We start from the raw sequence: 25,539 nt of genomic DNA on the forward strand, positions 1-25,539 counted from the left end.
CGAAAAGAGGTTTTGAGGATGACGAACATTGACAACACGCCAATCGAATATACAACCTCAGCGAATAATATTTTGCCACAATTTGTTGATCACCTGCGACATTTGTATGGCATCATTGTGCAAAATACATATGTGAAAGATACAGCGAAACATTTAAATCGGATTATTCAAGATGCCAATAACCAAACGATGATCTTAGTAGTCGGAAAAGAGCGAGTGGGCAAAACGACACTTGTCAATGGGCTTCTTGGACGTGAAATATTATCAGTTGATGATCAGCATCCAACAGGTGTAAATACATTTATACGCTATGGTGAACAAGAAGAGATTAAAGCCTATTTTTTAGATGGCGTTGTAGCTATATTTGATATGAGTAAACTAGAGCTACTGACAACTGGTGATACGTTTGCCTCTCAGATTTTACGGGAACATTTAGATTATCTTGAAGTCTATTTGAAAAATGATTTATTAAAATCGGTAACTATTATCGATTCTGTCTCATTAGAAGCAGGTGGAGGCGAAATGGCTTATTTCTCAGAAGCGCTTATGAACCGTGTCGATGAAATTTTCTGGGTGCTGCGTGCGAGTTCTATGGCGATTGATGCCGAACTATTATTGATCGATGCATTAAAAAATAAAGGGGTAGAACCTTTATGTGTCATCAATGGCATTGATATCGATGAGCGTGCTACAGCATTTATGAGCTCAGAACAACAACGTATTGGTCATTTAATGAGTGATTTTGTAGCGGTTTCAGCAACCAATGCACTAGAAGCCAAACAAACGGACAACCAGGAGCTTTGGCAAAAAAGCCAGTACGATCATTTAATTGCCCACATCCATCGTGTGGCTGAAAATAGTGATAAAAAAACCTACGCCATCTTAATCCGCTTCTTGCAATGGCTTGAACGATTCCGCTTCGAATTAACTGTAATTCCACAACGTGATCCTTTTCAATCTGCTGTAGAGAATATTGAGAAATATGCAGGCGATACCCAATATGAATTTTCTCGCTATCAACGGGATTTAGCAATTGTTAAAGAATATGAGCAAGAATACGAGCAGGTAGCGAATACATTTAAACAAGTTCAAACATTATATCAGCTGTTACAAACGATCTCGCTACATGATTATTTACAGGATGATAAGGTGGAAGAGTTTACTGAAATGGCTGTGTATTACCAACAAATGTTACGGGAATATCGCAACATGCATAGTGAATATTCCCGTGAATATGAGCGTTTGGATGCGCAGCATAAAAAAATTCATGGCAAAGGGCTTATGAAAGCTATTTTTGGTCAGCATACACAAAATGAATTTTTCAAAGAGCGAGTTCAAAAATTAAATGAGCAGCAATTGGATTGTGTCGCTCAATATGACAAAGTACAGCAAGCGGAAGCCACTGTATTACAAATGATGCAAGGTATACAAGCCTATTTAGTGGATTTAGTGAAAGAGCGCATGCATCGTATTGAACAAAAAGTACAAGAATTAAATCAACAACGTGCAAAAGAGAAGCGCCAATTAAAGCGTTATGCTGAAAAGTTAAACGAATTTTCTTGCTTAATTGAAGCGCAGGGTTATATTAAAGAGCAGCTTCAACCATTTTTAATGAACGAGCAAATGCCGCTGAAAACGAAGGATCTTGAAATGCTAGAGGAAACTGTTCAGGCTATTCTAGCTATTGATTTATCCAACAAAGGCTTACTTGCACGAAGTCAAATGCATAATAAAATGGAAAGTATTGCAATACCTTTTGATGTGCAAGAAAAGTACGCACTACAAAGGCTTACGTTAAAAGAAGAAGATGTAAAATCAAACGATATACCAGAAATACCAAAGAAATTAGCTATTCAGTATGAAGAATAAGCCTTCGCAAAACGTTCTAAAAGTATAATCTTTTAGAACGTTTCATGTTGTTGAGAAAAGATGATGTCAATGGCAGCAGCAGCCATTTTGAAAGGCGAGGGATTGATGTCCGTTCTGCTTGCGTCCTTTTCAGGGAGCGTTCGATAAGCCGCTTCACTCACCATGTGTAAAAGTATCTGTTTCTTATCTTTTATCCAAGCCCTAGTAAACAAAATAGCCCATTATTTGTATGATTAGAGAAAGGATAGTCTCTTATTTTCAATATGGAAAAATGATGAATGACAACACCCCTCCATAAAGAGTAGTGAATACCCTTCACTTTATTTGAAAACCTTTGCTAAAAAGAAACATTTTTATGGAGTGGAAAGCAAGTAGCCTGCAACGGAAACCCATTTTCACCCTTCACAAAAATGCTATGGATGGTTTTGTTTTTCAACACTATGAAACATTTCATTCCATTTTTACGTATAAATAGGAAGGAGGGATAGACATGATTGACATTAAAGGTCGTTACACAGAGGCCAAAATTTATGCACAAACGGCATTGCAAACTGCCATCGAGCAAATTCAAGAGCTGACAGATCAGGCTTTCATGGCAGGTACTAAGGTACGGATTATGCCAGATTATCATGCGGGGAAAGGTTGTGTTATTGGCACAACCATTCAATTACAGGGTCGTGTTGTACCAAATCTTGTCGGTGTAGATGTTGGCTGTGGTGTATTAGTCGCTCAATTAAATGTATCGACAGTGGATTATGAAAAGCTTGATACCATTATTCGAACACATATACCAAGTGGACATGACATTCATCAAGAAGTATCACCCAATCGACATTTTTTAGAGTTTGAAGGTAAACAATTTCGAGCAAGCGGCTTGAAAGATGACTATACCAACCTATCATTAGGGACACTTGGTGGAGGCAATCATTTCATTGAATTGGCAAAGGATGAAGACAATCATTACTATTTATTAATCCATACAGGTTCACGCTATGTAGGGGCAAAGGTTGCCAATTGGCATCAAAAGAGAGCGTATGAAAATTTACGTCGACAAGATTTGACTGAAAAGATAGTAGAGCTTAAGCAGCAAGGACGGGAACAGGAGATTCAAACGATGATTCAAGTCTATAAGGAACAACACCCGTCAGTTCCGAAAGATTTAGCCTATTTAGAAGGTGAAGCTTTCCATGACTATATTCACGATATGAAGATTGCACAGCAGTTTGCACGTATGAATCGTTGGATGATTGCAGAAACGATTGCTAAACAGATGGATTGGCATTTTGTAGATACCTTTGATACGATCCATAACTATATTGAGACAGAAACAATGACCCTTCGTAAGGGAGCTGTTCGTGCTAATAAAGGAGAAAAGCTTGTCATCCCTATGAATATGCGAGACGGTTCTCTTATTTGTATTGGGAAGGGCAATGCAGAATGGAATTATTCAGCACCGCATGGAGCAGGGCGCATGTTCTCACGTCGAGCGGCTAAAAAAGCGTTGAATATGGAAGATTTTAAAGATACGATGAAAGGGGTTTGGACAACATCCGTTAACGAAGAAACATTGGATGAGGCACCAATGGCCTATAAGCCAATGGCAGAAATTACAGCTGCTATTGGGGAAACAGTGGATATTGTAAAAGTCATTCAACCCGTCTACAATTTTAAAGCGAGTGAAGCAGCTAAGCCCTATGAACGAAAGGGCTAAACCAATAATTGGTCATCACTATTACCATTATGCTATAAATGCTATAATATAGCTTTACAATGATGAAATGGGTGGTTTTTTTTGGTATCTTCAAAAGATGTGGCAAAGCACGCTGGTGTCTCACAAACAACCGTGTCTAGGGTGTTGAATACGCCAGAGCTGGTAAAGCCAAAAACAATTGAAAAAGTAATGAAGGCGATTGAGGAACTAAACTATGTGCCAAATGATATAGCAAGATCGCTTGTTCAGAAAAAAACAGGCATTATAACATTGATTTCGGGGCCGTTACACAACCCTTTTTTTGTTGATACAACAACAGCAATCGTGAATTATGTTAATGCACGTGGCTATAAAGTCAATGTCTATTTTGGTACAGAGGATAATTTACATTCAATTTATAATGCGGTTTTGGAAACGAAAGCAGACGCGATCATTTTATCTTCTATGCTGTACCAAGATGATTTGTTTTTTAAACTAGAAAAACTAGGCATCCCGTTTATTATGTTTAATCGTAAGCATCAAGAAAATAGACATTTTGTAGAGATTGATAATGTGCATGCTGGTTATCTTGCAGCCAATCATGTTTTATCGTTAGGGCATCAATCCTTATGCTGGATAGGTGGGCCCCATCAAATGAGTACTTTTTATGGGCGCTATCAGGGATTTGAACGGGCCTTAAAGGAACATGGGATAGAGGCCAAAGCCGTGCCTACTTTTTTAACGAATACTAATAAAAAGGATATTGAACGTGCCTTTGAGGAACTTTTACAACTCGCTAGTAGACCAACAGCTATTTGCGCAGCTACAGATGCTATCGCTATTGAAATATTAAATCTTTGTTTGGAAAGAGGCTTTCAGGTTCCGAAGGATTTTAATGTCATAGGTATTGATAATGTCGAGCTGAGTAAACATCATTCTATTGCTTTAACAACAGTTGGTTTAACCACAGAGGAAAACCTTGGTTTTATGGCCATCGAAAAATTATTTGAGATCATGGAAAAAAAAAGTACTTGCATCCAGCAAACAGAGTCTGTTAAACTTTTCCCAAGAAATACAACGTGTAAAAATGAACTGATGTAATGTCAGTTTGTTTTTTACACTAAAATGGTTACGTATTCATTTCTTTATTTTCTGAAATGAATACGTAACCATAAAGAAAGGAGTGACACAAGTTTTGAAAAAGGGCTTATGGATCAACGGGGAATGGAAGATGACCGCTGACTGGATGGAGGTGCAAGCTCCTTACTCACAGGAAGTGATTGCACAATTTGCGATGGCTACTGAACAGGATGTACAGGAGGCCATTGAAAGTGCGCAGGCTGCAGCTCCTCAAATGGCTGCTTTAACCGCTTTTCAACGCGCAGAGATATTGGAACATTTAGCCACGCTGTTTGCGGAACATCGGGAAGAAGCAGCAAGCATTATTTCATTGGAATCAGCGAAGCCGTTAAAGTATGCCTATGCAGAAATTGATCGCACCATTGAAACCTATAAATTTGCGGCTGAAGAAGCGAAGCGACTTACGGGTGAGATGATTCCGATGGATGCCTCGAAAAATGGAGAGGGGCGTTTTGCCTATACATTACGGGAACCAATAGGTGTAGTGGCAGCGATTACGCCATTTAACTTTCCGCAAAATCTAGTAGCCCATAAAGTAGGGCCAGCGTTAGCGGCAGGCAATACCATTGTGTTGAAGCCTGCCACACAAACAGCATTATCTGCTCATTTTTTAGCCAAGTTATTAGCCCAAACCAATTTACCAGCAGGAGCATTTAATCTTGTAACTGGACAAGGCAAATTAGTAGGGGATATGTTTTTAGCACATCCACACGTTAAAATGATAACGTTTACGGGAAGCCCTGCAGTAGGCATTTCCTTACGTAATCGAGCTGGTTTGAAAAAAGTAACATTAGAATTAGGCTCGAATGCAGGCGTTATTATTGATGAAGGAGTCCAACTCGACCGTATAATGGATCGCATTGTGATGGGAGCTTTTTCAAATCAAGGTCAAGTGTGTATTTCATTGCAGCGTATTTATGTTATGGAGAGTATGATTCACGAATTTTTATCGCTGCTGAAAGTAAAAATAGAACAGCTAATAATGGGTGATCCACTGGACAGCAAGACGGATTTAGCGACGATGATTTCACGAGCTGAACAACAGCGAGCCTATCAATGGATTGAAGAGGCAGTTGCGGAAGGGGCACAGATTATAACTGGTGGTCGCATTGAGAATCACATTTTATTACCTACTGTTTTATATAATGCTCAACCACAAAGCCGTGTGTCCTGTGAGGAAATCTTTGCACCTGTCGTTACGGTGAATACAGTCTCATCGATAGAGGATGCGATAGTAGCTATCAATGATTCCCATTATGGCTTACAGGCAGGGATTTTTACACCTTCTATTGAGATTGCTTTCCAAGCCACGAAATTATTACAGGTTGGCGGTGTCATTATTAATGATGTTCCGACGTATCGTGTAGATCATATGCCATACGGTGGTGTGAAGGAAAGTGGCACAGGTCGTGAGGGCATTAAATATGCAATAGAGGAAATGACGGAAATGAAGCTAGTAATTTGGAATAACCAATAATCACGAATGGAGATGGGAAACATGAAAATGATCAAACAACACCCAAAATTGTATGTAATGGACAATGGTACGATGCGAATGGATAAAAACTATATGATTGCCATGCATAATCCAGCAACGATCGATCATCCAAACCAACCAAATGAATTTGTGGAATTCCCTGTTTATACAGTGCTGATTGACCATCCAGAGGGTAAAATTCTCTTTGATACAGCGTGTAATCCAAATTCTATGGGGCCAGAAGGCCGTTGGGGTGAATTTACGCAAAAGGCATTTCCTATTAATATGCCAGAAGAATGCTATTTGCATCATCGCTTAGAAGAATTAAACGTTCGTCCAGAGGACATCAAATATGTTGTCGCATCCCATTTGCATCTCGACCATGCAGGCTGCTTAGAATTGTTCACAAATGCAACAATTATTGTGCAAGAAGACGAATTTAACGGTACATTACAAACCTATGCACGAAACGTCAAAGACGGTGCGTATGTTTGGGGTGACATTGATATGTGGATTAAAAACAATCTACAATGGCGCCTAATTAAGCGTGGCGAGGATCAAGTGAAGCTAGCAGAAGGAATCCAAGTATTGAATTTTGGTAGTGGCCATGCTTGGGGTATGCTCGGTTTGCATATACAGATGCCCGATACAGGAGGCATCATTTTAGCCTCGGATGCTATTTATACGGCTGAAAGCTTTGGTCCTCCCGTTAAGCCACCAGGCATTATCTATGACTCTGTAGGCTATAATGCGACGGTTGAACGGATTCGAAGATTAGCAAATGAAACGAATTCACAAGTATGGTTTGGCCATGATCCTGTCCAATTTAAATCATTTAGAAAATCAACAGAAGGTTATTATGAATAGATAGGAGTAGAGAAGCCATGCATAAATTAACCTTTACACCTACAAGCTATACCGGCTGGGGAAGCTTAAGTCAGCTCCTGATAGAGGTAGAGAAATTGAACGCGCGCAATATTTTGATTGTGACAGATCCATTATTAAAAGAAATAGGGTTAACAGATCATGTTGAAAAACCTTTAATTGAAAAGGGGTATACAACCACTATTTATACGGAAATTGCACCAGAGCCACCGCTTGCCATTGGCGAAAAGCTTGTAGATTTTACTCGAAATCATCAGTTCGATTTAGTCATTGGTGTAGGTGGGGGAAGTGCATTAGACTTAGCAAAGCTCGCTGCTGTATTAGCAACACATGAGGGACAAGTCGCAGATTATTTAAACCTAACAGGGACAAAAACATTGGACAATAAAGGGCTGCCCAAAATCTTAATTCCAACTACTTCTGGGACAGGCTCAGAGGTAACGAATATCTCTGTGCTATCACTCGACACAACGAAGGATGTCGTAACACATGATTATTTATTAGCAGATGTAGCAATTGTAGATCCAGCTTTAACGATTTCTTTACCACCAAAGGTAACGGCTGCTACAGGTGTGGATGCCCTCACACATGCCATTGAAGCCTATGTATCAGTGAATGCGAACGAGGTAACAGATGCCCTTGCCCTGCAAGCTATTCGATTAATTAGTCATTCGATTCGAACGGCTGTCCATGAGGGGCAAGATAAGCAGGCTCGAACAGATATGAGCTATGGCAGCTATTTAGCAGGCTTGGCATTCTTCAATGCTGGTGTAGCTGGTGTCCATGCGTTAGCTTATCCACTTGGCGGCCAATTCCATATTGCACATGGTGATTCCAATGCAGTGCTATTGCCATATGTTATGGGCTATATTCGTCAAAGCTGTGAAAAACGTCTGAAAGATATTTTAGATGCAATGGGTATAGCATCTGCCTATTTATCGCAAGAAGAGGCTTCCTATAAATGCATCGACGCATTACAAAAACTCGTTCAAGATGTTAATATTCCTTCCACATTAAAAGGATTTAATATACCAGAACAAGCCTTAGAACAATTAACGGATGATGCAACGAAACAAACAAGAATTTTAGCACGAAGCCCGATGCTACTAGAACGAGAAGATATCTATGCTATTTACCGAGCTGCATTTGATGGAGAAGTTCGAGAGCCTAAACAATCATAATTAAGAAAAGAGAAACGTTGATTTTTGACGTTTCTTTTTTATGCAGATTATGATTTTTATTCCTATTACGATCACCTACAGAATTAGCTGTCTGTAGTACAAAAATTAAGCTACGAAGCTTCTATGATGAAACTTCGTAGCTTTTGTCATTTCTTAGCTAATGATTCATGATTTTTAAAAAAACTATGTTTTATGCTTCAGCATCAGGTGTAAATGTACGCGAAGCTAATTCTGCATCTAGCATAAAGATAGCATTGGAGTCATTTTCAATACGCTCAATTTTGCGGATTAATGTATCGAATGTTGATTCTTCCTCTACCTGCTCATCGATAAACCATTTTAAGAATGCCATAGTCGCATGCTCACGTTCATCTAAAGCAATGTCTGATAAATTGTAAATGCGTCGTGTTACTTCTTTTTCGTGCGATAGAGCTGTTTTAAAGGCGTCTAAAATCGAATCAAAATGATTACCTGGGCTTTCAAAGCCTTGTATTGTTGCACGATAGCCCATATCACTTAAGAAATTATAAAATTTCATGGCATGGAAGCGTTCTTCTTCGGCTTGGACTAAAAAGAAGTTAGCGAAGCCATCATAATCTTGGTCTGTGCAATAGGCTGCCATTGCCATATAAGCATGGGCAGAGTAAAATTCAAAATTCATTTGTTCGTTAAGAGCTGTGTGTAATTTTTCAGATAACATAAAAGTTTTCCTCCTTTTGCAGTAAATGACTTCTTTACTAGTATACAGTGTAAAGGGGGTTACATACAAAAAATTTAATTTTCGAGGCAAATTGTGCAAAAGTTAATTGATATTAGTTCTCAATTAGAAAATTTGTACGTTTTCCTTTGAAGGAAATACGAAAACATCGCCTCGACATGAATCGAAGCGATGTTTTTTGTCTTATTGTTCTTGTTTCTTTTGGTTTTTGACACCGATTAAGTAGCCACCAAGTGCGATAGCAACTAAAACAATCCAGAAAATTGCTTTCCAAATAGTCGAGTGCGGGAATTCATGTGGAATCACGCCTAATTTCTCATGTGCCAGTGTTAACACAGCTAGTTTCACACCAACCCAACCAACAATTAGAAAGGCAGCTGTTTCAAGTGATGGGAATTTATCAAGAACTTTCACAAACCAACGAGCTGCGAAACGCATCATGATCACACCAATAATACCACCTAAGAACATAACAGCAAACTGACCTGCATTAATGCCACCGATATCAAAATCACCGATATGTGGTAGTGTGACAGCAATCGCTACCGCTGCTAAAATAGAGTCTACTGCGAATGCAATATCAGCAAGCTCTACTTTCACAACTGTCATCCAGAAGCCAGATTTCTTTTTAGGCTCTTGTACTTCCTCGGAGTTTTGCGAGGCTTTCCGGGAATCATAAATATGCTTTATTGACATAAACAATAAATAAGCAGCACCAATTGCCTGAATTTGCCAGAAATTAACGAGTGTTGTAATAAGGAATAGTGCGGCAAAGCGGAAAATAAATGCCCCAACTAATCCATATAATAAAGCTTTTTGTTGTTGAGCTTTTGGTAAATGCTTAACCATAACAGCCATTACGACAGCATTGTCAGCAGCTAACAAACCTTCTAGTACGATTAATACGACAAGTACCCATGCGTATTCTAAAATAATTGCCTCCAAATGTATTTCCTCCTTTAATTGTTGAACAGAAATGAATGGCTTGCTAACTTATTCTTTCCCTATTTTAAGCAAAAGAAAAAGACCTCTGCCTAAAAAACAGGCAAAGGTCTTGCTAAGCAATTAACTGTTCATTCCACAGAATAAATTCTGTGTGACAAAAAATGCCAACACACCCGATGGTAAGATACCATGTAATGACGAATGTGAAATCAGATGCATCGATCGCATCTGCTAGCTACTCCCCTTTGACAATAAAGTCAAAAGCTATTCAATTCTTACTTTTATAATAGCATGTGACAAAATGAAAGTAAATAAAAATATACTGCTATGGGGAAAAAATACTTTTCCGTTACCATTGCACAAATGGTACTATTAAAAGATAGGCGAAATTTTTACAACTTAGAAAGGAGACAAACATGTATAGAAAATTTTTTTCCTATTACAAGCCACATAAACGATTGTTTGTCATCGATTTTTCGAGTGCTATTATTGTAGCCATTTTAGAGCTTGCCTTTCCGTTAGCTGTACAGTGGTTTATCGATGAACTGTTGCCATCAGGCGATTGGGGCATGATTGTAAAAGTGAGTGTGTTATTGCTGCTTGTATATGCCATTAGTACTTTTTTGAACTTTATCGTCAACTATTTAGGCCATAAACTTGGCATTAATATTGAAACAGATATGCGACAGGAATTATTTACACATGTACAAAGACAATCATTCCGTTTCTTTGATAATACAAAAACAGGTCATATTATGAGTCGTATTACTAACGATTTATTTGATATAGGGGAGTTTGCTCATCACGGGCCAGAGGATTTATTTATAGCGATTATGACCTTTATTGGGGCCTTTGCTATTATGTTTAATGTGAACCCAACGCTCGCTTTGATTGCAGTGATTATGGTGCCGTTTTTAACATGGCTAGTGACCTTTAGTAATGTCAAAATGAATAATGCATGGAAAACGATGTACGGAAAAATTGCTGATGTCAATGGACGTGTGGAGGACAGTGTATCTGGTGTGCGCGTCGTAAAATCCTTTACTAATGAAGCTTTTGAAATTAGCCGATTTAAAGAACAGAATGGATTTTTCCGTGCGGCAAAATTATATGCCTATAAAATAATGGCAGGAACACACTCCAGTATCTACATGATGACACGCCTTTTAACATTAGTGGTACTTGTTGTCGGTGCTTGGTTAAGCTTTAATGGAAAGCTTTCTTACGGTGAACTAGTAAGCTTTGTCTTATATACGAATGTTTTGATTAAACCAATTGATAAAATTAGTGCATTATTAGAGCTTTATCCTAAAGGGATGGCTGGCTTTAAGCGCTTCCGTGAATTAATTGAGCAGGAGCCAGAAATTCAAGATCGTGAGGATGCCAAGGTTATCAAGCACTTAGCAGGTGATATCGCATTCAACAATGTTCATTTTAATTATGATGCATCGAAACAGGTTTTACGTGATCTATCATTTGATGTAAAAGCTGGACAAACCATTGCCTTTGTTGGACAATCAGGTGCGGGTAAAACAACGATTTGTTCGTTAATTCCTCGATTTTACGAGGTGACAGAAGGTGCTATTACGATAGATGGTATTGATATTCGCAATATGACGCAGGCTTCATTACGTGCTCAAATTGGTATCGTACAGCAGGATGTCTTTTTATTTACAGGGACGATTCGTGAAAACATTGCCTACGGAAAATTAGACGCAAGTGAAGCAGAAATTCGAGAGGCAGCGAAAAAGGCCCATTTACAATCATTTATCGCAGAGCTGCCAGATGGCTACGACACGCAAATTGGTGAACGTGGCTTGAAATTATCAGGGGGTCAAAAGCAACGATTAGCAATTGCTCGTATGTTCCTGAAAAACCCACCGATCTTAATTTTAGACGAGGCAACTTCTGCATTAGATACAGAAACAGAAATGATTATCCAGCAATCGTTAACAGAGCTAGCTGAAAATCGCACAACATTAGTTATTGCTCACCGATTGGCAACTATTCGGAATGCAGACCGCGTGCTAGTTGTGACATCGAACGGTATTGAAGAAGATGGTACATATGATGAGCTAGTGGCTCAAAATGGACTTTTTGCGAAGCTTCATCATATTCAATTTCGTAAGGGACAATCGGAACAAAACAAACAACAAGATTTTGTTGAACTAACGTAGAGAAATGGGGAGATTGTTTTAAAACAATCTCCCTTTTCTATTTGACACATATTCTCAAGCATTGTCATAAAAACACATACATGCATAGTATAGGTTTATGTAACAAGGGGAGGATGATTGAATGGTTATGCCATCAAATAATCAAAGGATATCTCTTCAACAAGCCATGCAAATTGCTGTACAAAGAGTACCAGGTCAAATCATACATTATGGCATGGATATGGAAAACGGGACTTTGGTCTATGAAATATTTATTTTGACTGCTCAAAATAAGATTTATGAAGTTGAAGTAAATGCAAAGACAGGTGTCATTCGAAAAATAGAAGAAGAGAATGATTACGACTAATTCTTGTTTTAATAAGCATAGCTCAAGTACTCAAATGATTTTGAGCTTGGGTTTTTTTATTGATCATGAAAAGGCCTCAGCTCGTTGATTAAAAGCACACTTAGTATAGAAATAATTAGTAATGTTGAAGCGGGATTAGATAGGTTAGCAAAATTTTTGAATGGTGAAAGGAATAATACGCAAAAAAATCGAATAGAACAATCACTAGTAAAAATGATGAAATAGATGAGGTGAAGTAATGGATAACCAACAAATCATTGGTCAAACAAAAAGTGTAGGCTTTCAAGTAGGGGTTAGAAGGACATTTCCAATTTCACAGGAGCAAGCATGGGCGCTTATTACGACGGCAGAAGGAGTACATTCCTGGTTAGGAGAAGGTACTACGATTATTTTTGAAGCTGGGCATAAATACCATTCAAGGACAGGGACAGGGGAAATCAGGATTGTTAAACCATTAGAGCAGCTTCGACTTACGTGGCAAAAAGAAGCGTGGTCAAGACCATCCACTGTACAAATCCGTATTCTACCTAAAGAACGACATAAAACGACGATTAGCTTTCATCAAGAGCATCTTTCTGATCAGACTGTACGAGAAGAAATGAAACGTCATTGGGAAAGCGTGCTAGACAGTATCAAAGAAAGGGCACAAACTATTTGAGTGTACAAAGAATAGCATCCCTACCATTTTTGAAGGGATGCTATTTGCTTTGTTTTTAGGACTCTTTGTTTTCGTGACCTTTTGATGTTCGTGTATAATCCTGAGGAGCAAGTGCTTTGTTACGCTCTGTATAACCCTTAGGTGATAAACGAAAGATGGATTTTTTAATGGTAGCCCAATTTAAATCTGTTGCCAGATTCATGTAGGAGTAGCCATAAATGCGAATATTACATAGGTAAAGGAGTGTTAAATATAATGAAACAAAGAAGCCAAACAGTCCAAAAAAGGCACTGGCAAAAATAAAGGCAATCCTTAAAATACTAACGGATGTAACAAGCGATTGATTGACCAATGTAAAAGAGGCAATAGTAGAAATAGCAATCACAACAATCATTTCAGGACTTGTTACCCCTGCTCGAATGGCAGCATCTCCGATAATTAATCCGCCTACCACACTGATGGTCCCACCAATAACAGAGGGTAGACGTAAGCCTGCCTCACGAAACAATTCAAACATTAGCAACATCAAGAGCATTTCAAGCGAAGAGGGGAGCGGTAAGCCCGATTTAGCCTGCACAACGGTTGCGAGTAGCTGTAACGGTAATTGATTTTGATGATAGGTCGTTAAAGCTAGCCAAAATGCAGGCAGTAGTAAGCCGATTAAAATACCTGATATCCTTAATAATCGTTCGAGGGAACTGAAGATAATAGGATATTCATTATCCTCAGCCGATTTAAGTAATAAAAACAGATTGACTGGTGTAACGACAGCATAGGCAACACCATCAACAAAAATTATAAATCGACCTCTTGCTAAGGCTTGAACGGCATAATCAGGTCGCCCTGTGTAATCAAACTTTGGAAAAAGCTTAGAATTTTTATTGACCCGTTCCATCAATAAATCACCACTAAATACAATATCTGTATCTACGGCTGCTAGCTGCTTTTTAATCCCATGTAAAATATCCATATCCACAATATCATCAAAATAAAGTATAGCAACCGTTGTTTTTGAACGTTTCCCAAGCTCCATTTTTTCTACACAAAAGGAATTGGTTGGCAATCGTTTTCGTAACAGTGCGATATTGACGCGAATATCTTCAATGAAATTATCCCTCGGTCCTTTAACAAGAACCTCCATGCGCGTTTCTTCAGGTTGACGATTAGGTTTATGCGCAATATTACTAGCATATAAAAGATTATCTTCATCAAAATACAGCAACAGGAAACCACTATAAACAAATGTAATTAGCTGTTCCTTGTCTTCTATTTTTTGAATACTCGGAATATGAAGATGCCTAGCAATATTCTCTTCAAGGGGGACCTCATCCAAATGGTCAAATAAATATTGAATACGTTCAATAATCACTTCATTGAGCATTTGTTGATCAATCATCGCATCACATGTAATGAAGTGTACTTTTTGCTGATTAAAGGTGTATTCTTGAAATTGAATATCTGCCGATTTTTGAAATAATTTTCTGAGCGTACTAAGATCTAGCGCCTGCTCGTGCTGAGGCATTACGATTCACCACTTTTCATGTCTTGTTTTTCAGTTTTCCCCTTTTTAGAAGATTTATCCGACAAGAAAGCTACGATTACGAAAAAAATTGACAGGGCAAAGAAAAAGATAAACGTAGAAGTTAGGATATAATTTCCTTTTACCTTTAAAAATAAATTTTCATTTAACATAATGAGTGGCAAGCAAAGTATAAAGAAGGGAGGAGCAAGCATTTGCCATATTCGCTTCGGATTGCCGGTCATTTTTAATAAATCTGCCACGATATACAAAAGGAAGCTAACGCGAATAAAGGTCCCTGTTAGCCATTGGTAAATAGAGAAAAAGTCTAGATGTTCAATATAGCGCCCGATTGTCACTAAACCCCATTCTTCATAGGCAGGATAGCGTTGTTTAGCCGCTTCACTTGGTCCAAATTCGGTAATGGCTCCAATTAATGGCCCTAATGTGAGTCCCACTAAGATCGATAGCATAATGACAAAGTGATACCACCGAATTCGTTCTTTAAATTGATGTTGTAAAAATAGTAGCATTAAAAGCTCTATGAACCCTGATGCTGGGAAAATCATGCCTCGAAAAACGGGCTGGAAACCATGTTCAAAAAACGGTCGTAATAAATCATAGTCTTTTACTTGTAGGTTGGTAAAGGCAACAAAAAAGCCAAACACCACAACTCCGAATAACACAAAGACATTTAAAATCACAATTGTCTGCAAGCTCGTCGTCACCAGAAGAATACACAAAATGGTATAGATAAATAATAGGATGATAACGGGCGTTTGCGGTAAAAATGTTGTGTTAACCCATTGCAAGGTTTCAACCATCGTAAAAGCTGTAATAATCATTATAAAAATGACAATTGTATAAATGACAATAGAAGAGCCAATGTTTCCGATTTTTTCGTTTAACCAGTCTCGAATGGGTTCCTGTTTAGACTTCGATTGAATATATACTAATAGAAATAGCCAAAAGAAAATGACTCCTCCAGCAAGTAAAACCGATAGCCAACCATCTCTTTTGGCTACATCTAACAGCGGGGGAATAATCGTTACATGATTTTTTAAGCCAATAACAGTCATAGATAGGAAGATGACATGTAAAATACTGATTGATCCTACACCTTTCATGATGAAAACCCTCTAACATTGATTGATACATACTAGCTTAGACAAAAAAAGTCATTTTTATAAGCAAAAAATGGCATGACCTCATGAAAAAACGAGGTATTTGATGATTCAATCGTCAAATACCTCGTCCTATGAATAGTAAGCTCAATTAGTGAATATATTTCGTACTAACTAGATCTCCTTTTAGCACATCTGTTGGGATTTCAAATTCTACAACTCCCATATAGCCTGGTGCTACTTCGTATTTATCGAAGGAAATCACTAGTTTCCCTTGATCTGAAATATAGAATGGTTGATCTGGTTTAATGGTTGTAAATGCTTCCATTAATTCTTCATCGGGAAGGCCTGCGCCTTTCACCCAGTAAATTTTTTCTTGATTAGATTCTGCAATTTGTGTACGCATTTGTTCCTTAATATTTTCACTAATTGTCTCAACATATTGTTGATCTTTAAAGAGCATTGGTAGTGTAATTAAAATTTCATTTTGCTTGTCGATTGTATCGTATTGCATGACCGTTGAAGAGGAAGCAACCGTATTCACCACATAACGGCCAATCGATAAAATTTGGTCATTATCTGTTTTGATTTCAAAGCCGCTATCAACACCTAAATGTCCACCACCACTAGCTTTTAAATCTCCAACCTCAGCAATAAAATTATCATAAAGGGCTTTCCCCTCTGCACGATATTTTTCATTTAAAGCATTGGCAAGCTCTTGATTCTCTAAATTTTCAATGGAAGGAACTTGAATGTTGGCATCATAATTATCTTCTGCCACCTCATATTCAGTCCAAGTTAATACTTTCACCACACTACCAACAACAGGGATTTCAGAAAGTGTTCGTGCCATTGCAGGGCTAACATTTAAACTAGCTGTAAACAGCATAGCCGCAGCCGCTGATCCAAGTAACCATTGTGGTGTGCGATTTTTTTTCTTTTTTCGACCTTGTTTTAGTGCGCTTTCAACCACAAAGTCTAGCTCCTTTGGAATAGGAACCTCCATATATTGTTTTTCTAATTTTTGTAATTTTTTATCCATGTGCAGTTTCTCCCTTCACATCTTCCAATTGTATTTTCAATAGTTTTAACGCTTTATAAAGACGCGATTTGGCTGTACTCAACTTAATATCAAGGATGTTCGCTACGTCAGCGAGCTTTAAATCCTCAAAATAATGGAGAATGACAACCTCACGATACATTTGTGGGAGCTCATCCAACGCATGCTCCAAGTCTACGTTCTCATAAACATCCTCTTGAGCTGGCGTTAAATATTGTAATGTATCATCATCTGTTACTTGTAAGCGTTTATGCTTACGCAAAAAATCAATGGCTGTACGGACAACTATTTTGTAAAACCAGCTTTTCATATAGGTCACATTTTCAAGTCGATCTAATGAGAGCATGGCTTTTTGGATACTGTCCTGTACAACATCTAGTGCGTCCTGTTCATTTTTTGTATAGCTATACGCGAGCATATAAAAACGCTCTTTTTGTTCACGAATGAATTGGACAAACACCTCTTCATGTTGAAATGCATTTCTTGTTTTCATGTCCAAAGAAGCTCCTTTTTTAACATTGTCAAATTGTATACACTATCTAGACGTGCGAGTAGAGGGAAAAAGTTTAATCCAAGAAAAAAACTTACCTCGATTGAGATAAGTTTTATCCTTCAATAGTATCGGCATACATAAGCATAATGCTGATTATGAAAAATAGTCATATGTATTTTTCAAGAGTAATAGAATGGTCACAACGATAAATAATTTACGTACATAGCCACTGCCGCGTTTAATCGCAAATTTAGAGCCAACAATAGCACCTGCAATTTGTGCAAGTCCCATCGGTAGACCATAAGCATAATTTATTTGTCCTAAGTATATAAACATAAGAAGGGCAGCTATATTACTGCCAAAATTTAAAAATTTTGCATTTCCTGCTGATTGTAAAAAGTCAAAACCAACCATAAGAAAAGCAAAAAGTAAAAATGAGCCTGTTCCAGGACCTAAAAAGCCATCATAAAATCCAACTAGTGTGATCACCATAACAAAAATGAAATAACGTTTTGGTGTTAATGTTTTATAGCTCGATATACTTCCCCAGTCTTTTTTGAAAATGGTGTAGATAGCCACTGCTGCAAGCATTATCAGCATTAGTGGCTTGAGAACACTGGGGTCCATTAAGTGGACAATCCAAGCACCTAACATAGAGCCGAAAAAGACAAAGGGGAATAACTTATAGACGGCTTTAATATCTAGCTTGCCAGAGCGATAAAATGTCACTGTGCTAGTCAGTGATCCCATCGTACCTGCTAATTTATTTGTTGCTACTGCAGCAGAGGGTGGAAGACCAACAAACATAAGGGCGGGTAAAGAAATAAGGCCACCGCCTCCCACCACTGAATCAATAAATGCTGCTAAAAAACCAAAAAGAAGTAAGATCATTAAAATATTTACATCTAATTCAAAAGGCACAACAGGTCATCTCTTTTCTATCATAATAATCTGATAGTAGCGAACTGAAGATAAGCTGTAAATATACTATCGATTATTTTTGGGCTTAAGTACATGGAGAGGTTTTATAGAAAATGAATGTAATTGCTACATTATTCAAATAATTTCTACTTGAAGTCATTATTTTGATGTATTATGTAAATGATGGTGTTTTTACGTAAAGGGGACGTGATGACATGAGTTTAGGAAATCATCTACGCGTATTTCTCTGTGTGGTTTTTATGGGAATGCTTGTAGGATATGTCTTTAATGCAAAAAAAGATATAACAGACCATGATTATATTGATACCGTAAAAGAAGGCTATTTGGAGAATTTTTCAGATGTCACAGTTCGAAATGCGTTTAATTATGCTTTTTTTGAACCGTACTGGCGTTATTATCAAGCAAAAACAGGGGAGCAGGTTGTTGAATTATCGGGTGATATTACGTTTCAAGGTGAAAAAGGACATGCTATCTTACAATTTGTTGTCAACGAACAAACGCAGCAATTCTCACTTCAGGCGATGAAATTTAAAGATGTAGTATTGAACCAGCAGCAACAACAAAAGCTAGTCGGCATGGTCTATCAAACATGGGAAAAGAAACAACTAGCTTATGAGTAAGGTTTTTTATTTTGTAAATCATCCAAACTGTATTACAGTAAAAGGGGGAGCTTAGAGACAGAGAGGATGTTTTAAATGAGATTAAGTATGTTAGATCAAATGCCCATTCCAAAAGGTCATTCTGCAGAGGAAGCCTTCCAACGTACAGAACAACTGGCACTACTAGGTGAAGAACTTGGCTATCATCGTATGTGGCTAGCTGAACATCACAATAGTCAGTCACTAGCAAGTTCAGCTCCTGAAGTGACCGCCGCTTTTTTAGCTGCGAAAACAAAACGTCTTCGCATTGGCACAGGTGGCGTTATGATGATGCATTATTCGCCTTATAAGCTAGCAGAGGTATTTAAGACATTATCTGGTTTAGCACCGAATCGGATTGATTTTGGTGTGGGTAGAGCGCCAGGTGGCGACCATGCCGCTATTTATGCATTAGCAGAGGGAAGACGTCAACGCTTCACGGAACAGTATGATAAGCTCGAAATTGTTTTAAAGCTGATGAATAATCAAAAAACAGGTGAGCATGTCTATGATCAAGTCATCGCAGCCCCTGCTCATATTTCATTACCAGAGGCTTGGTTACTAGGATCGAGTGGACAAAGTGCTATGCAGGCTGGACAGCTTGGAGTAGGCTATTCATATGCACAATTCTTCACTGGCAATATGTCGAAGGATATTTTTGATGCCTATAAATCCTATTTTACGCCTTCTTATTATATGGAAAAGCCACAAATTATTGTGACATATGCAGCAACGGTTGCACCAACTTTAGAAGAAGCGGAATATTTGGCAAAACCAATTGATATCTCTCGTCTTCAACTGATGAAGGGGCAAATCATTCAAACGATGTCACCAGAAGAAGCAAAGGATTATCCGTTGTCGGAAATGGATAAAATGACAATTGATAATAACCGTAAGGCGAATCTTGTTGGGACACCAAAAGACATTGCTGCATTTTTAATTGCTGAGCAAGAGAAGTATGGTTTCGATGAAGTCATGCTGAATTGTAATCAATATGAACTAGAAAGTCGTTTGAATACCTACAAATTCCTGGCAAAGGAATTAATATAGAACAAATAAAGCTTGATAAAATCACCTCGTGTATGTAGTCGTCGAGGTGATTTTTTATTGGCCATGGGCTTGCACACAACATAGAAAAACCCGGAAATAAATTTCCGGGTCTGATTACCACTACATTTTTTTCTCCATGACACACTGCCTCGCTTCCGTATAGGATCTTAAGATATTCCTAAGAAAACTGTACTTTACTCAGCTTTGATGGTCCTTCTGAGTTATCGATCAATCGCACTCATCGGGTTAACCCTCCCAGTCATTGGATTTGAAGTGAAATCTTTAATAGTATAGACCATTCATTATTTTTTATACCTTGTTGAACAAATTATAAAAAATATAAATTAAGTAAATAAGCAATTTAGTGAAACTCTTCTTGGATCAAACTTTGGTCAATATGGAGGTTATCTATTTAAAGTTATTTGTACTTACTGGAAAACATTTATACGCGAGCAGAGCCACTCACAAATGCGGCATCTTGATAATACATATTTTTCACAAGAACATTTGGCCCTAAGCATTTGACTGCTGGACAGTGGCAGTTGAGTGATTTTGCTAAGTCTGTTGCCATCCATTTGTCAAAAATAGCTGGTAGCTCGTCATGCACAATATTGCCAAGTGCTGGTGTATCACCAAAATCTGTAACGATCACATCGCCTGTGAAAATATTGATGTTTAATCGAGAACGACCGTCTGGGTCATTTCGCATTGTGACATTCTTCGCTGTGCGCAGACGGTGCAGCAACTTTTGATCCTCTTCATTCCTACTGCAAGGGTAGAATGGGAGTGTGCCAAATAGCATCCATGTATTTTCATCACGAATATCAAGTAGATGGTGAATGGCTTCACGCGTTTCTTCTAATGATAAAGAACTAAGTGCACTTGCGAAGTCTGATGGGTACATTGGGTGTACCTCATGTCTCGCACACTTCATTTCCTCAATGATTTGATGATGGATATGCTCTAAATAAGGCAATGTTTTTTTATTTAACATCGTTTCAGCAGATACCATAACACCATGCTCAGCTAGCATTTTAGCATTATCAATCATGCGTTGGAATAAAGCTGCACGTTGGTCATAAGTTGGTTTGCGCTCCATCATGGCAAAGCCGGTTTCTACAAATTCATCAATCGTTCCCCAGTTATGAGAAATATGAAGGACATCTAGATAAGGGGCAATCAATACATAACGAGCTGGCTCTAATGTTAAGTTGGAGTTAATTTGTGTCCGTACGCCTCGTTCGTGTGCGTATTTTAAAAGCGGCAATACATAGTTTTGAACAGACTTTTTACTCATCATCGGTTCTCCACCTGTAATGCTGAGTGTTTTTAAATGAGGTATCTCGTCTAAGCGCTGTAAAATTAAGTTTATAGGTAATGCCTCAGGGTCTTTATTTTGTAATGTATAGCCTACTGCACAGTGAGCGCAGCGCATGTTGCAAAGATTAGTAGTTGTAAATTCAATATTTGATAGTGTCATTTGTCCATGCTGTTCCACATCTAAATACGCTTCCCATGGATCAAAGACAGGTGTTATTTTTTGTAAGGTCGTCATCTTTCGTACATCTTCCTTTCTAGCATTCTATTGTCTCATATTCATCGAAAATTTCAAATATGAAATTACCGAACGGACTATTTTAGGACTAGACGAACATTTTTTTACCCAATATAGGAAAATGTTCACCGTTCCATATGGCTAGCAATTGAAGAGTTAAAGCGCATTGATGTCCTAATATTCTGTTATAGGACATTTTACTGTTATTTCTTATAAAAAACGTTATCATGGTAGAGAGTAAATAGTCACAATGCATCGAAGAAAGTGGGAACAGATATGACGAAATATGAGACACTATTGTTTGACGTGGATGATACGTTACTAGATTTTGATTTAGCTGAAAATGCGGCGCTGGACCGCATGTTTAAAGAGGAAAACATAGCTACTACGCCAGAGATGATTGCCCGTTACAAGGAGATAAATGAGACGATGTGGCGAGCTTTTGAGCGTGGGGAAGTAACAAAAAATACACTACATAATACACGATTTGCAATTGCTTTAAAAGAATTTGGGATAGAGGTTGATGGCGTCTACTTTGAATCGCTGTTCCAAAAATATTTACAGGAGGCACATCATTATGTGGATGGGGCTTATGAAGTCATTGCTCAATTAGCCGAAAGTCATCATTTATATGTTGTGTCAAATGGCATCACGATGACACAAAATAAACGATTAGTGGATGCCAATTTAGCACAATATTTTAAGGGTATCTTTATTTCGGAGCAAACGGGCTATCAAAAGCCGATGCCAGCCTTTTTTGATTATGTTTTTGAACGGATTGATCATTTTGATAAAGCTAAAACGCTTATTATCGGTGATTCTTTGACGTCAGACATAAAAGGTGGTTTACTATCAGGGATCGATACATGCTGGTTTAACATCCGTAATGTTGAAAACACGAGCGACATTGAACCACATTATGAAATTAAAAAATTGCATGAATTACATGGGTTATTAAATAAAAAAATAGCTCTGTATTAAGAAATACGGCACTTCCTTTGCTATCTAGACAAAGGAAGTGTTTTTTAGTTTATCATCCGTTTTTTCATCAAACAATGTAGGTATAAAATACAACAGAAAAGGCAAAACCTTTTATGAGACTAGTTTCCATGAAAGGGGAAATATTCGATGAATATGGTTTTAACTGCCAGTAAACGTCAAAAAGGACGACAATCTTCATTAACACAGCTTCGACAAAATGGGGACATTCCTGGTGTTGTCTACGGCTTTCAAATGGAATCAACAGCGATTACGTTAGATGCTAGAACCTTTGCAAAACTGTTAGCAGCACATGGTACGAAAAGTGTTTTTCAACTAGATGTAGAAGGAAAACGAATTAATGCCGTATTAACAGAAGTACAACGTTGTGCATTAAAGGGCAATGTTAAACACGTTGATTTTAAGTCCATCAATATGTCAGAGGAGCTAGAAGTGGACATTCCAGTAACAGTGACTGGTCATGCTGTCGGTGTTGCGGATGGCGGTTTCCTGCTACAGCCAAATCGTGAGGTACGCATCAAAGTGAAGCCAACTGAAATTCCAGAAACTATAGAAATTGATGTTACGAATGTAGCGATCGGCACGTCTCTTTATGTAGGAGATATTCGTCAGCAGTTTTCGTTTGAAATTTTACAAGAGGATGACTTCACATTAGCAACAATTACACCACCACCTGCTGAAAATGTACAAGAAGAAGATACTGTGGATGGTACACCAGAAGTGATAGAAGCAACAGGACAAAACGGTGCTGAACCAGAAGCATAGAGGAAAGAGGAGCCATTTTACGCTACGTAAGTGGCTCCTTGGTATTTTCTATAACAGCTGCTGTATAGATTTCCGATAACGATAATAAACGACTACATACATCCCACATATTGCTAAAAATAGCCAAGGTGGAATAAAGCGCATAAGGGCAAAGGGTGTTTCAAATAAAAAAGCCAAAAGGAATGCTAAACCTTCTTTCTCCCATAAGCCAGGTGTATAATAGGCAGCTTTTATACTGAAAAAGGAATCGAAGTCATCATTGGCATACAAAATCATTAACAAAAGAAAAGAGAGTAACGCCCAATGGCTTGCATGCTGCATTAAACGTTTATATTTAGCAATATACGAATCATTATCCGAAAATAATTCATCGTTGCCATCTTTTCTTTTTAACCAATAGTAGGTTCCATCATACGACTTTTCTTTTAAAGGGCGCCACCCAAAATCCTCATGTAATTGCTTATAGTTGGGTTGCTCTTTTTTTCGAAGATCTTGCTGATAATCAATTCGGATAACTTGTTCAAGATCTGTAGTATGTTTAAATGTATAAAAGCCTGCTGAGTTTATGTTTGTGCAAACTAAGCCTTGGGATAACATTTGATTTAACCATTGTTCTTCCTTTTCAATATCAAAAAAGATTTTAAACTTTATCATGTTCATCAGCTCCCTCATATAAAGATAAAATTCGTTGCAATCGCTGTTGCTCGGCAGCTAATATATTTAGCCCTTCAGCGGTTGTTTGATACACCTTGCGTCTAGAATCCTCGGTTGCAACAGGAGTAATCCAATGATATTTCAACAAATTTTCTATTGCCCCATACATGGTGCCAGCAGCAATTCTCACACTGCCAGCACTCATTTCCTCGATTTTTTGCATCATGGCATAGCCATGTAACGGTTCACGTAGAGCAAGTAAAATATAATGCATGGTTTCTGATAAAGGCAGTAATTTATGTTTTTTCATTAGGTCACCTCAACTATACAGTTTAACTATATAGTTTGATTATATATAGTTGGACTGTATATTGCAACTGTATAAAAAAAGACAATGCATTTTTGCATTGTCTTGTAAGCTTATACGACAGCGCTTTTCACGCCAGTCCATCTCATAAATAATTTTTCATTATAGGTTAAGGCAAATTGTACAATGGGTCCAAGCCCAAATGCCATAATGACTGTACCAATTCCAATAGGACCGCCTAGTAAAAAGCCAATAACAGCGACAGTCACTTCCATTGTTGTACGAGAACGTGTAACACTCCAGCCAAGCTTATGGACCATCATTAACATTAACGTATCACGTGGACCGATTCCCAAATTGGCTACCATATACATACCGCAACCCCAGCCTAATAAAACTAACCCTGTAAGATAGGAGACAAGTTGCATCCAAAATCCATCGATATCTGGCAACCAATAATTAAATATATCAATAAAAATGCCTGCTAAAAACATATCAATAAAGGTCCCTGGTAATGGAAATTTTTTTGTGATCAGCATATCAAATGCTAAAATGGCAAGTCCCAATATAATGGACCAAGTGCCGATTGTTAAACCCACTGTTTTTGTTAAGCCAATATGTAGTACATCCCAAGAGCCAACGCCAAAAAGCTGCCCTTTAATTGTTAATGTGATGCCAAAAGATAGCACGATAATGCCTGTTATGAAAAACAAACAGCGCGTAAAGAAAGCTTGTTTCATTTTTTAACCCTCATTTATCCGAAAATTCCTATTATCCATCCAATTAGTATAACAAATAAATTTTCAATATGGCCGAAAATTGTCATTTCACATTTTTCAAAAAAAGGCGGTTTAGCTTTTTGAGGAGAGGGCAAAATAAATATGTAGATGAAAGGATGGGATGAAATGACTTCTGTACGTGATGAAATTTTAGAAGTTTTAAATCGAGAAAAGATTGGAACGATGGCGACTGTAGAAAATGGAAAACCGTACTCTCGTTACATGACGTTTCAACATGAGGACTTTGTATTATATACGGTAACGAATAAACATTCAGAGAAAATGGAAGAACTTCGTAAAAATCCCTATACCCATATTTTATATGGCTATGAAAATGAAGGCTTTGGGGATACGTATGTTGAAATAGAGGGCCGGCTTACGGAAGTCCATGAAGAGGGGTTAAAAAATAAACTAGCTGAATTTTTTACGAGTATCTTCGTTGGTAATCAAGACGAAATGGTGACCTTGAAAATTGAACCTATTCGCATGCGCTTGATGAATAAAAAGGGGCAACCACCAAAAGAGCTAGAATTTTCGAACGACCATTGATGGATGGTCGTTTTTTACT

General features: G+C 37.9%; 25 protein-coding genes. 14 read left to right on the forward strand and 11 right to left on the reverse strand.

Features of this window, described 5'->3' with window-relative positions; all coding sequences use genetic code 11:
* Window positions 1-18 precede the first annotated feature (18 nt).
* The 6 genes from MHI34_RS16915 to MHI34_RS16940 all read left to right on the forward strand — a co-directional run bounded on the left by MHI34_RS16915 (window position 19) and on the right by MHI34_RS16940 (window position 8,242).
* Window positions 19-1,869, forward strand: a complete 1,851-nt coding sequence (locus MHI34_RS16915) for a dynamin family protein (protein WP_342503689.1) — start codon at window positions 19-21, stop codon at window positions 1,867-1,869.
* A 490-nt stretch (window positions 1,870-2,359) separates the two neighbouring features.
* Window positions 2,360-3,580 (forward strand): RtcB family protein, encoded by a 1,221-nt coding sequence (locus MHI34_RS16920; RefSeq protein WP_342503690.1) that lies wholly within the window; start codon window positions 2,360-2,362, stop codon window positions 3,578-3,580.
* A gap of 81 nt (window positions 3,581-3,661) precedes the next feature.
* Window positions 3,662-4,660, forward strand: a complete 999-nt coding sequence (locus tag MHI34_RS16925; protein ID WP_058844548.1) for a LacI family DNA-binding transcriptional regulator — start codon at window positions 3,662-3,664, stop codon at window positions 4,658-4,660.
* Window positions 4,661-4,754: 94 nt separating this feature from the next.
* Window positions 4,755-6,176: an aldehyde dehydrogenase family protein gene (locus MHI34_RS16930; RefSeq protein ID WP_342503691.1), complete on the forward strand. Its 1,422-nt coding sequence runs from the start codon at window positions 4,755-4,757 to the stop codon at window positions 6,174-6,176.
* 12 nt (window positions 6,177-6,188) lie between these two features.
* Complete coding sequence (locus MHI34_RS16935; RefSeq protein WP_058844592.1) at window positions 6,189-7,043, forward strand: N-acyl homoserine lactonase family protein; 855 nt, start codon at window positions 6,189-6,191, stop codon at window positions 7,041-7,043.
* 17 nt (window positions 7,044-7,060) lie between these two features.
* Entirely contained in the window at window positions 7,061-8,242 is a 1,182-nt protein-coding gene (locus tag MHI34_RS16940; RefSeq protein ID WP_342503692.1) for an iron-containing alcohol dehydrogenase, read from the forward strand.
* A gap of 190 nt (window positions 8,243-8,432) precedes the next feature.
* On the opposite strand, the gene MHI34_RS16945 is transcribed toward MHI34_RS16940, so the two are convergent.
* Together MHI34_RS16945 and MHI34_RS16950 are read right to left on the reverse strand one after the other, a co-directional pair.
* Window positions 8,433-8,942, reverse strand: coding sequence for a ferritin (locus MHI34_RS16945; RefSeq protein ID WP_036123519.1), 510 nt, complete (start codon window positions 8,940-8,942; stop codon window positions 8,433-8,435).
* Window positions 8,943-9,143: 201 nt separating this feature from the next.
* Window positions 9,144-9,905 carry a TerC family protein gene (locus MHI34_RS16950; RefSeq protein WP_036123522.1) on the reverse strand — a complete coding sequence of 254 codons (762 nt, stop codon included), beginning with the start codon at window positions 9,903-9,905 and terminating at the stop codon, window positions 9,144-9,146.
* Between the two features lie 416 nt (window positions 9,906-10,321).
* On the opposite strand from MHI34_RS16950, the gene MHI34_RS16955 reads away from it, so the two are divergent.
* The 3 genes from MHI34_RS16955 (at window position 10,322) to MHI34_RS16965 (ending at window position 13,086) form a co-directional block, all read left to right on the forward strand.
* Complete coding sequence (locus tag MHI34_RS16955; RefSeq protein WP_271910157.1) at window positions 10,322-12,082, forward strand: ABC transporter ATP-binding protein; 1,761 nt, start codon at window positions 10,322-10,324, stop codon at window positions 12,080-12,082.
* A gap of 121 nt (window positions 12,083-12,203) precedes the next feature.
* On the forward strand, window positions 12,204-12,428 hold the full coding sequence (locus tag MHI34_RS16960) for a PepSY domain-containing protein (RefSeq protein ID WP_036123527.1): 225 nt from the start codon (window positions 12,204-12,206) through the stop codon (window positions 12,426-12,428).
* Window positions 12,429-12,666: 238 nt separating this feature from the next.
* Entirely contained in the window at window positions 12,667-13,086 is a 420-nt protein-coding gene (locus tag MHI34_RS16965) for an SRPBCC domain-containing protein (RefSeq protein WP_036123529.1), read from the forward strand.
* Window positions 13,087-13,141: 55 nt separating this feature from the next.
* Here the strand turns inward: MHI34_RS16965 and MHI34_RS16970 are convergent, their stop codons facing one another.
* From MHI34_RS16970 to MHI34_RS16990, 5 genes are all read right to left on the reverse strand, one after another.
* Window positions 13,142-14,608, reverse strand: a complete 1,467-nt coding sequence (locus MHI34_RS16970; protein ID WP_036123533.1) for a spore germination protein — start codon at window positions 14,606-14,608, stop codon at window positions 13,142-13,144.
* Complete coding sequence (locus MHI34_RS16975) at window positions 14,608-15,732, reverse strand: endospore germination permease (protein WP_036123536.1); 1,125 nt, start codon at window positions 15,730-15,732, stop codon at window positions 14,608-14,610. The genes MHI34_RS16970 and MHI34_RS16975 overlap by 1 nt, the downstream gene beginning before the upstream one ends.
* A gap of 148 nt (window positions 15,733-15,880) precedes the next feature.
* Entirely contained in the window at window positions 15,881-16,771 is an 891-nt protein-coding gene (locus MHI34_RS16980) for an RsiV family protein (RefSeq protein WP_036123538.1), read from the reverse strand.
* The gene (locus tag MHI34_RS16985; protein WP_036123541.1) at window positions 16,764-17,282 is read right to left on the reverse strand and encodes a sigma-70 family RNA polymerase sigma factor; all 519 of its coding nucleotides are present in this window, start codon (window positions 17,280-17,282) and stop codon (window positions 16,764-16,766) included. The genes MHI34_RS16980 and MHI34_RS16985 overlap by 8 nt, the downstream gene beginning before the upstream one ends.
* A gap of 153 nt (window positions 17,283-17,435) precedes the next feature.
* Entirely contained in the window at window positions 17,436-18,203 is a 768-nt protein-coding gene (locus MHI34_RS16990; RefSeq protein WP_036123545.1) for a TSUP family transporter, read from the reverse strand.
* 215 nt (window positions 18,204-18,418) lie between these two features.
* Between MHI34_RS16990 and MHI34_RS16995 the strand changes: the two genes are divergently transcribed.
* Window positions 18,419-18,844, forward strand: a complete 426-nt coding sequence (locus tag MHI34_RS16995) for a hypothetical protein (protein WP_036123548.1) — start codon at window positions 18,419-18,421, stop codon at window positions 18,842-18,844.
* A gap of 75 nt (window positions 18,845-18,919) precedes the next feature.
* Window positions 18,920-19,912 carry an LLM class flavin-dependent oxidoreductase gene (locus tag MHI34_RS17000; protein WP_036123551.1) on the forward strand — a complete coding sequence of 331 codons (993 nt, stop codon included), beginning with the start codon at window positions 18,920-18,922 and terminating at the stop codon, window positions 19,910-19,912.
* A gap of 442 nt (window positions 19,913-20,354) precedes the next feature.
* On the opposite strand, the gene yfkAB is transcribed toward MHI34_RS17000, so the two are convergent.
* Window positions 20,355-21,467 (reverse strand): radical SAM/CxCxxxxC motif protein YfkAB, encoded by a 1,113-nt coding sequence (gene yfkAB, locus MHI34_RS17005; RefSeq protein ID WP_058844552.1) that lies wholly within the window; start codon window positions 21,465-21,467, stop codon window positions 20,355-20,357.
* Between the two features lie 276 nt (window positions 21,468-21,743).
* Here yfkAB and MHI34_RS17010 point away from each other — a divergent pair, with 276 nt between their 5' ends.
* Complete coding sequence (locus MHI34_RS17010; RefSeq protein ID WP_058844553.1) at window positions 21,744-22,448, forward strand: YjjG family noncanonical pyrimidine nucleotidase; 705 nt, start codon at window positions 21,744-21,746, stop codon at window positions 22,446-22,448.
* A gap of 147 nt (window positions 22,449-22,595) precedes the next feature.
* A complete protein-coding gene (locus MHI34_RS17015; RefSeq protein WP_058844554.1) occupies window positions 22,596-23,231 on the forward strand; it encodes a 50S ribosomal protein L25/general stress protein Ctc in 636 nt (211 codons plus the stop codon).
* 48 nt (window positions 23,232-23,279) lie between these two features.
* Here the strand turns inward: MHI34_RS17015 and MHI34_RS17020 are convergent, their stop codons facing one another.
* The 3 genes from MHI34_RS17020 to MHI34_RS17030 form a co-directional block, all read right to left on the reverse strand.
* The gene (locus tag MHI34_RS17020; protein ID WP_058844555.1) at window positions 23,280-23,885 is read right to left on the reverse strand and encodes a DUF2812 domain-containing protein; all 606 of its coding nucleotides are present in this window, start codon (window positions 23,883-23,885) and stop codon (window positions 23,280-23,282) included.
* Entirely contained in the window at window positions 23,872-24,195 is a 324-nt protein-coding gene (locus tag MHI34_RS17025; protein WP_058844556.1) for a PadR family transcriptional regulator, read from the reverse strand. Before MHI34_RS17025 ends, MHI34_RS17020 begins: the two co-directional genes overlap by 14 nt.
* Before the next feature lie 110 nt (window positions 24,196-24,305).
* Complete coding sequence (locus tag MHI34_RS17030) at window positions 24,306-24,932, reverse strand: membrane protein (RefSeq protein ID WP_036123571.1); 627 nt, start codon at window positions 24,930-24,932, stop codon at window positions 24,306-24,308.
* Between the two features lie 165 nt (window positions 24,933-25,097).
* Here MHI34_RS17030 and MHI34_RS17035 point away from each other — a divergent pair, with 165 nt between their 5' ends.
* Window positions 25,098-25,520, forward strand: a complete 423-nt coding sequence (locus tag MHI34_RS17035) for a pyridoxamine 5'-phosphate oxidase family protein (RefSeq protein WP_036123581.1) — start codon at window positions 25,098-25,100, stop codon at window positions 25,518-25,520.
* Window positions 25,521-25,539 lie beyond the last annotated feature (19 nt).

Origin of the sequence: Lysinibacillus sp. FSL L8-0126 (assembly GCF_038630385.1) — a bacterium.
GTDB lineage: Bacteria > Bacillota > Bacilli > Bacillales_A > Planococcaceae > Lysinibacillus > Lysinibacillus fusiformis_D.

Excerpts from the sequence above, each read along its gene's own strand:
- MHI34_RS16915 (WP_342503689.1), top strand. The coding sequence starts at position 19 with ATGACGAACATTGACAACACGCCAATCGAATATACAACCTCAGCGAAT.
- MHI34_RS16920 (WP_342503690.1), top strand. The coding sequence starts at position 2,360 with ATGATTGACATTAAAGGTCGTTACACAGAGGCCAAAATTTATGCACAA.
- MHI34_RS16935 (WP_058844592.1), top strand. The coding sequence starts at position 6,189 with ATGGGAAACATGAAAATGATCAAACAACACCCAAAATTGTATGTAATG.
- MHI34_RS16940 (WP_342503692.1), top strand. The coding sequence starts at position 7,061 with ATGCATAAATTAACCTTTACACCTACAAGCTATACCGGCTGGGGAAGC.
- MHI34_RS16945 (WP_036123519.1), bottom strand. The coding sequence starts at position 8,942 with ATGTTATCTGAAAAATTACACACAGCTCTTAACGAACAAATGAATTTT.
- MHI34_RS16955 (WP_271910157.1), top strand. The coding sequence starts at position 10,322 with ATGTATAGAAAATTTTTTTCCTATTACAAGCCACATAAACGATTGTTT.
- MHI34_RS16960 (WP_036123527.1), top strand. The coding sequence starts at position 12,204 with ATGGTTATGCCATCAAATAATCAAAGGATATCTCTTCAACAAGCCATG.
- MHI34_RS16965 (WP_036123529.1), top strand. The coding sequence starts at position 12,667 with ATGGATAACCAACAAATCATTGGTCAAACAAAAAGTGTAGGCTTTCAA.
- MHI34_RS16970 (WP_036123533.1), bottom strand. The coding sequence starts at position 14,608 with ATGCCTCAGCACGAGCAGGCGCTAGATCTTAGTACGCTCAGAAAATTA.
- MHI34_RS16975 (WP_036123536.1), bottom strand. The coding sequence starts at position 15,732 with ATGAAAGGTGTAGGATCAATCAGTATTTTACATGTCATCTTCCTATCT.
- MHI34_RS16980 (WP_036123538.1), bottom strand. The coding sequence starts at position 16,771 with ATGGATAAAAAATTACAAAAATTAGAAAAACAATATATGGAGGTTCCT.
- MHI34_RS16985 (WP_036123541.1), bottom strand. The coding sequence starts at position 17,282 with ATGAAAACAAGAAATGCATTTCAACATGAAGAGGTGTTTGTCCAATTC.
- MHI34_RS16995 (WP_036123548.1), top strand. The coding sequence starts at position 18,419 with ATGAGTTTAGGAAATCATCTACGCGTATTTCTCTGTGTGGTTTTTATG.
- MHI34_RS17000 (WP_036123551.1), top strand. The coding sequence starts at position 18,920 with ATGAGATTAAGTATGTTAGATCAAATGCCCATTCCAAAAGGTCATTCT.
- yfkAB (WP_058844552.1), bottom strand. The coding sequence starts at position 21,467 with ATGACGACCTTACAAAAAATAACACCTGTCTTTGATCCATGGGAAGCG.
- MHI34_RS17010 (WP_058844553.1), top strand. The coding sequence starts at position 21,744 with ATGACGAAATATGAGACACTATTGTTTGACGTGGATGATACGTTACTA.
- MHI34_RS17015 (WP_058844554.1), top strand. The coding sequence starts at position 22,596 with ATGAATATGGTTTTAACTGCCAGTAAACGTCAAAAAGGACGACAATCT.
- MHI34_RS17020 (WP_058844555.1), bottom strand. The coding sequence starts at position 23,885 with ATGATAAAGTTTAAAATCTTTTTTGATATTGAAAAGGAAGAACAATGG.
- MHI34_RS17025 (WP_058844556.1), bottom strand. The coding sequence starts at position 24,195 with ATGAAAAAACATAAATTACTGCCTTTATCAGAAACCATGCATTATATT.
- MHI34_RS17030 (WP_036123571.1), bottom strand. The coding sequence starts at position 24,932 with ATGAAACAAGCTTTCTTTACGCGCTGTTTGTTTTTCATAACAGGCATT.
- MHI34_RS17035 (WP_036123581.1), top strand. The coding sequence starts at position 25,098 with ATGACTTCTGTACGTGATGAAATTTTAGAAGTTTTAAATCGAGAAAAG.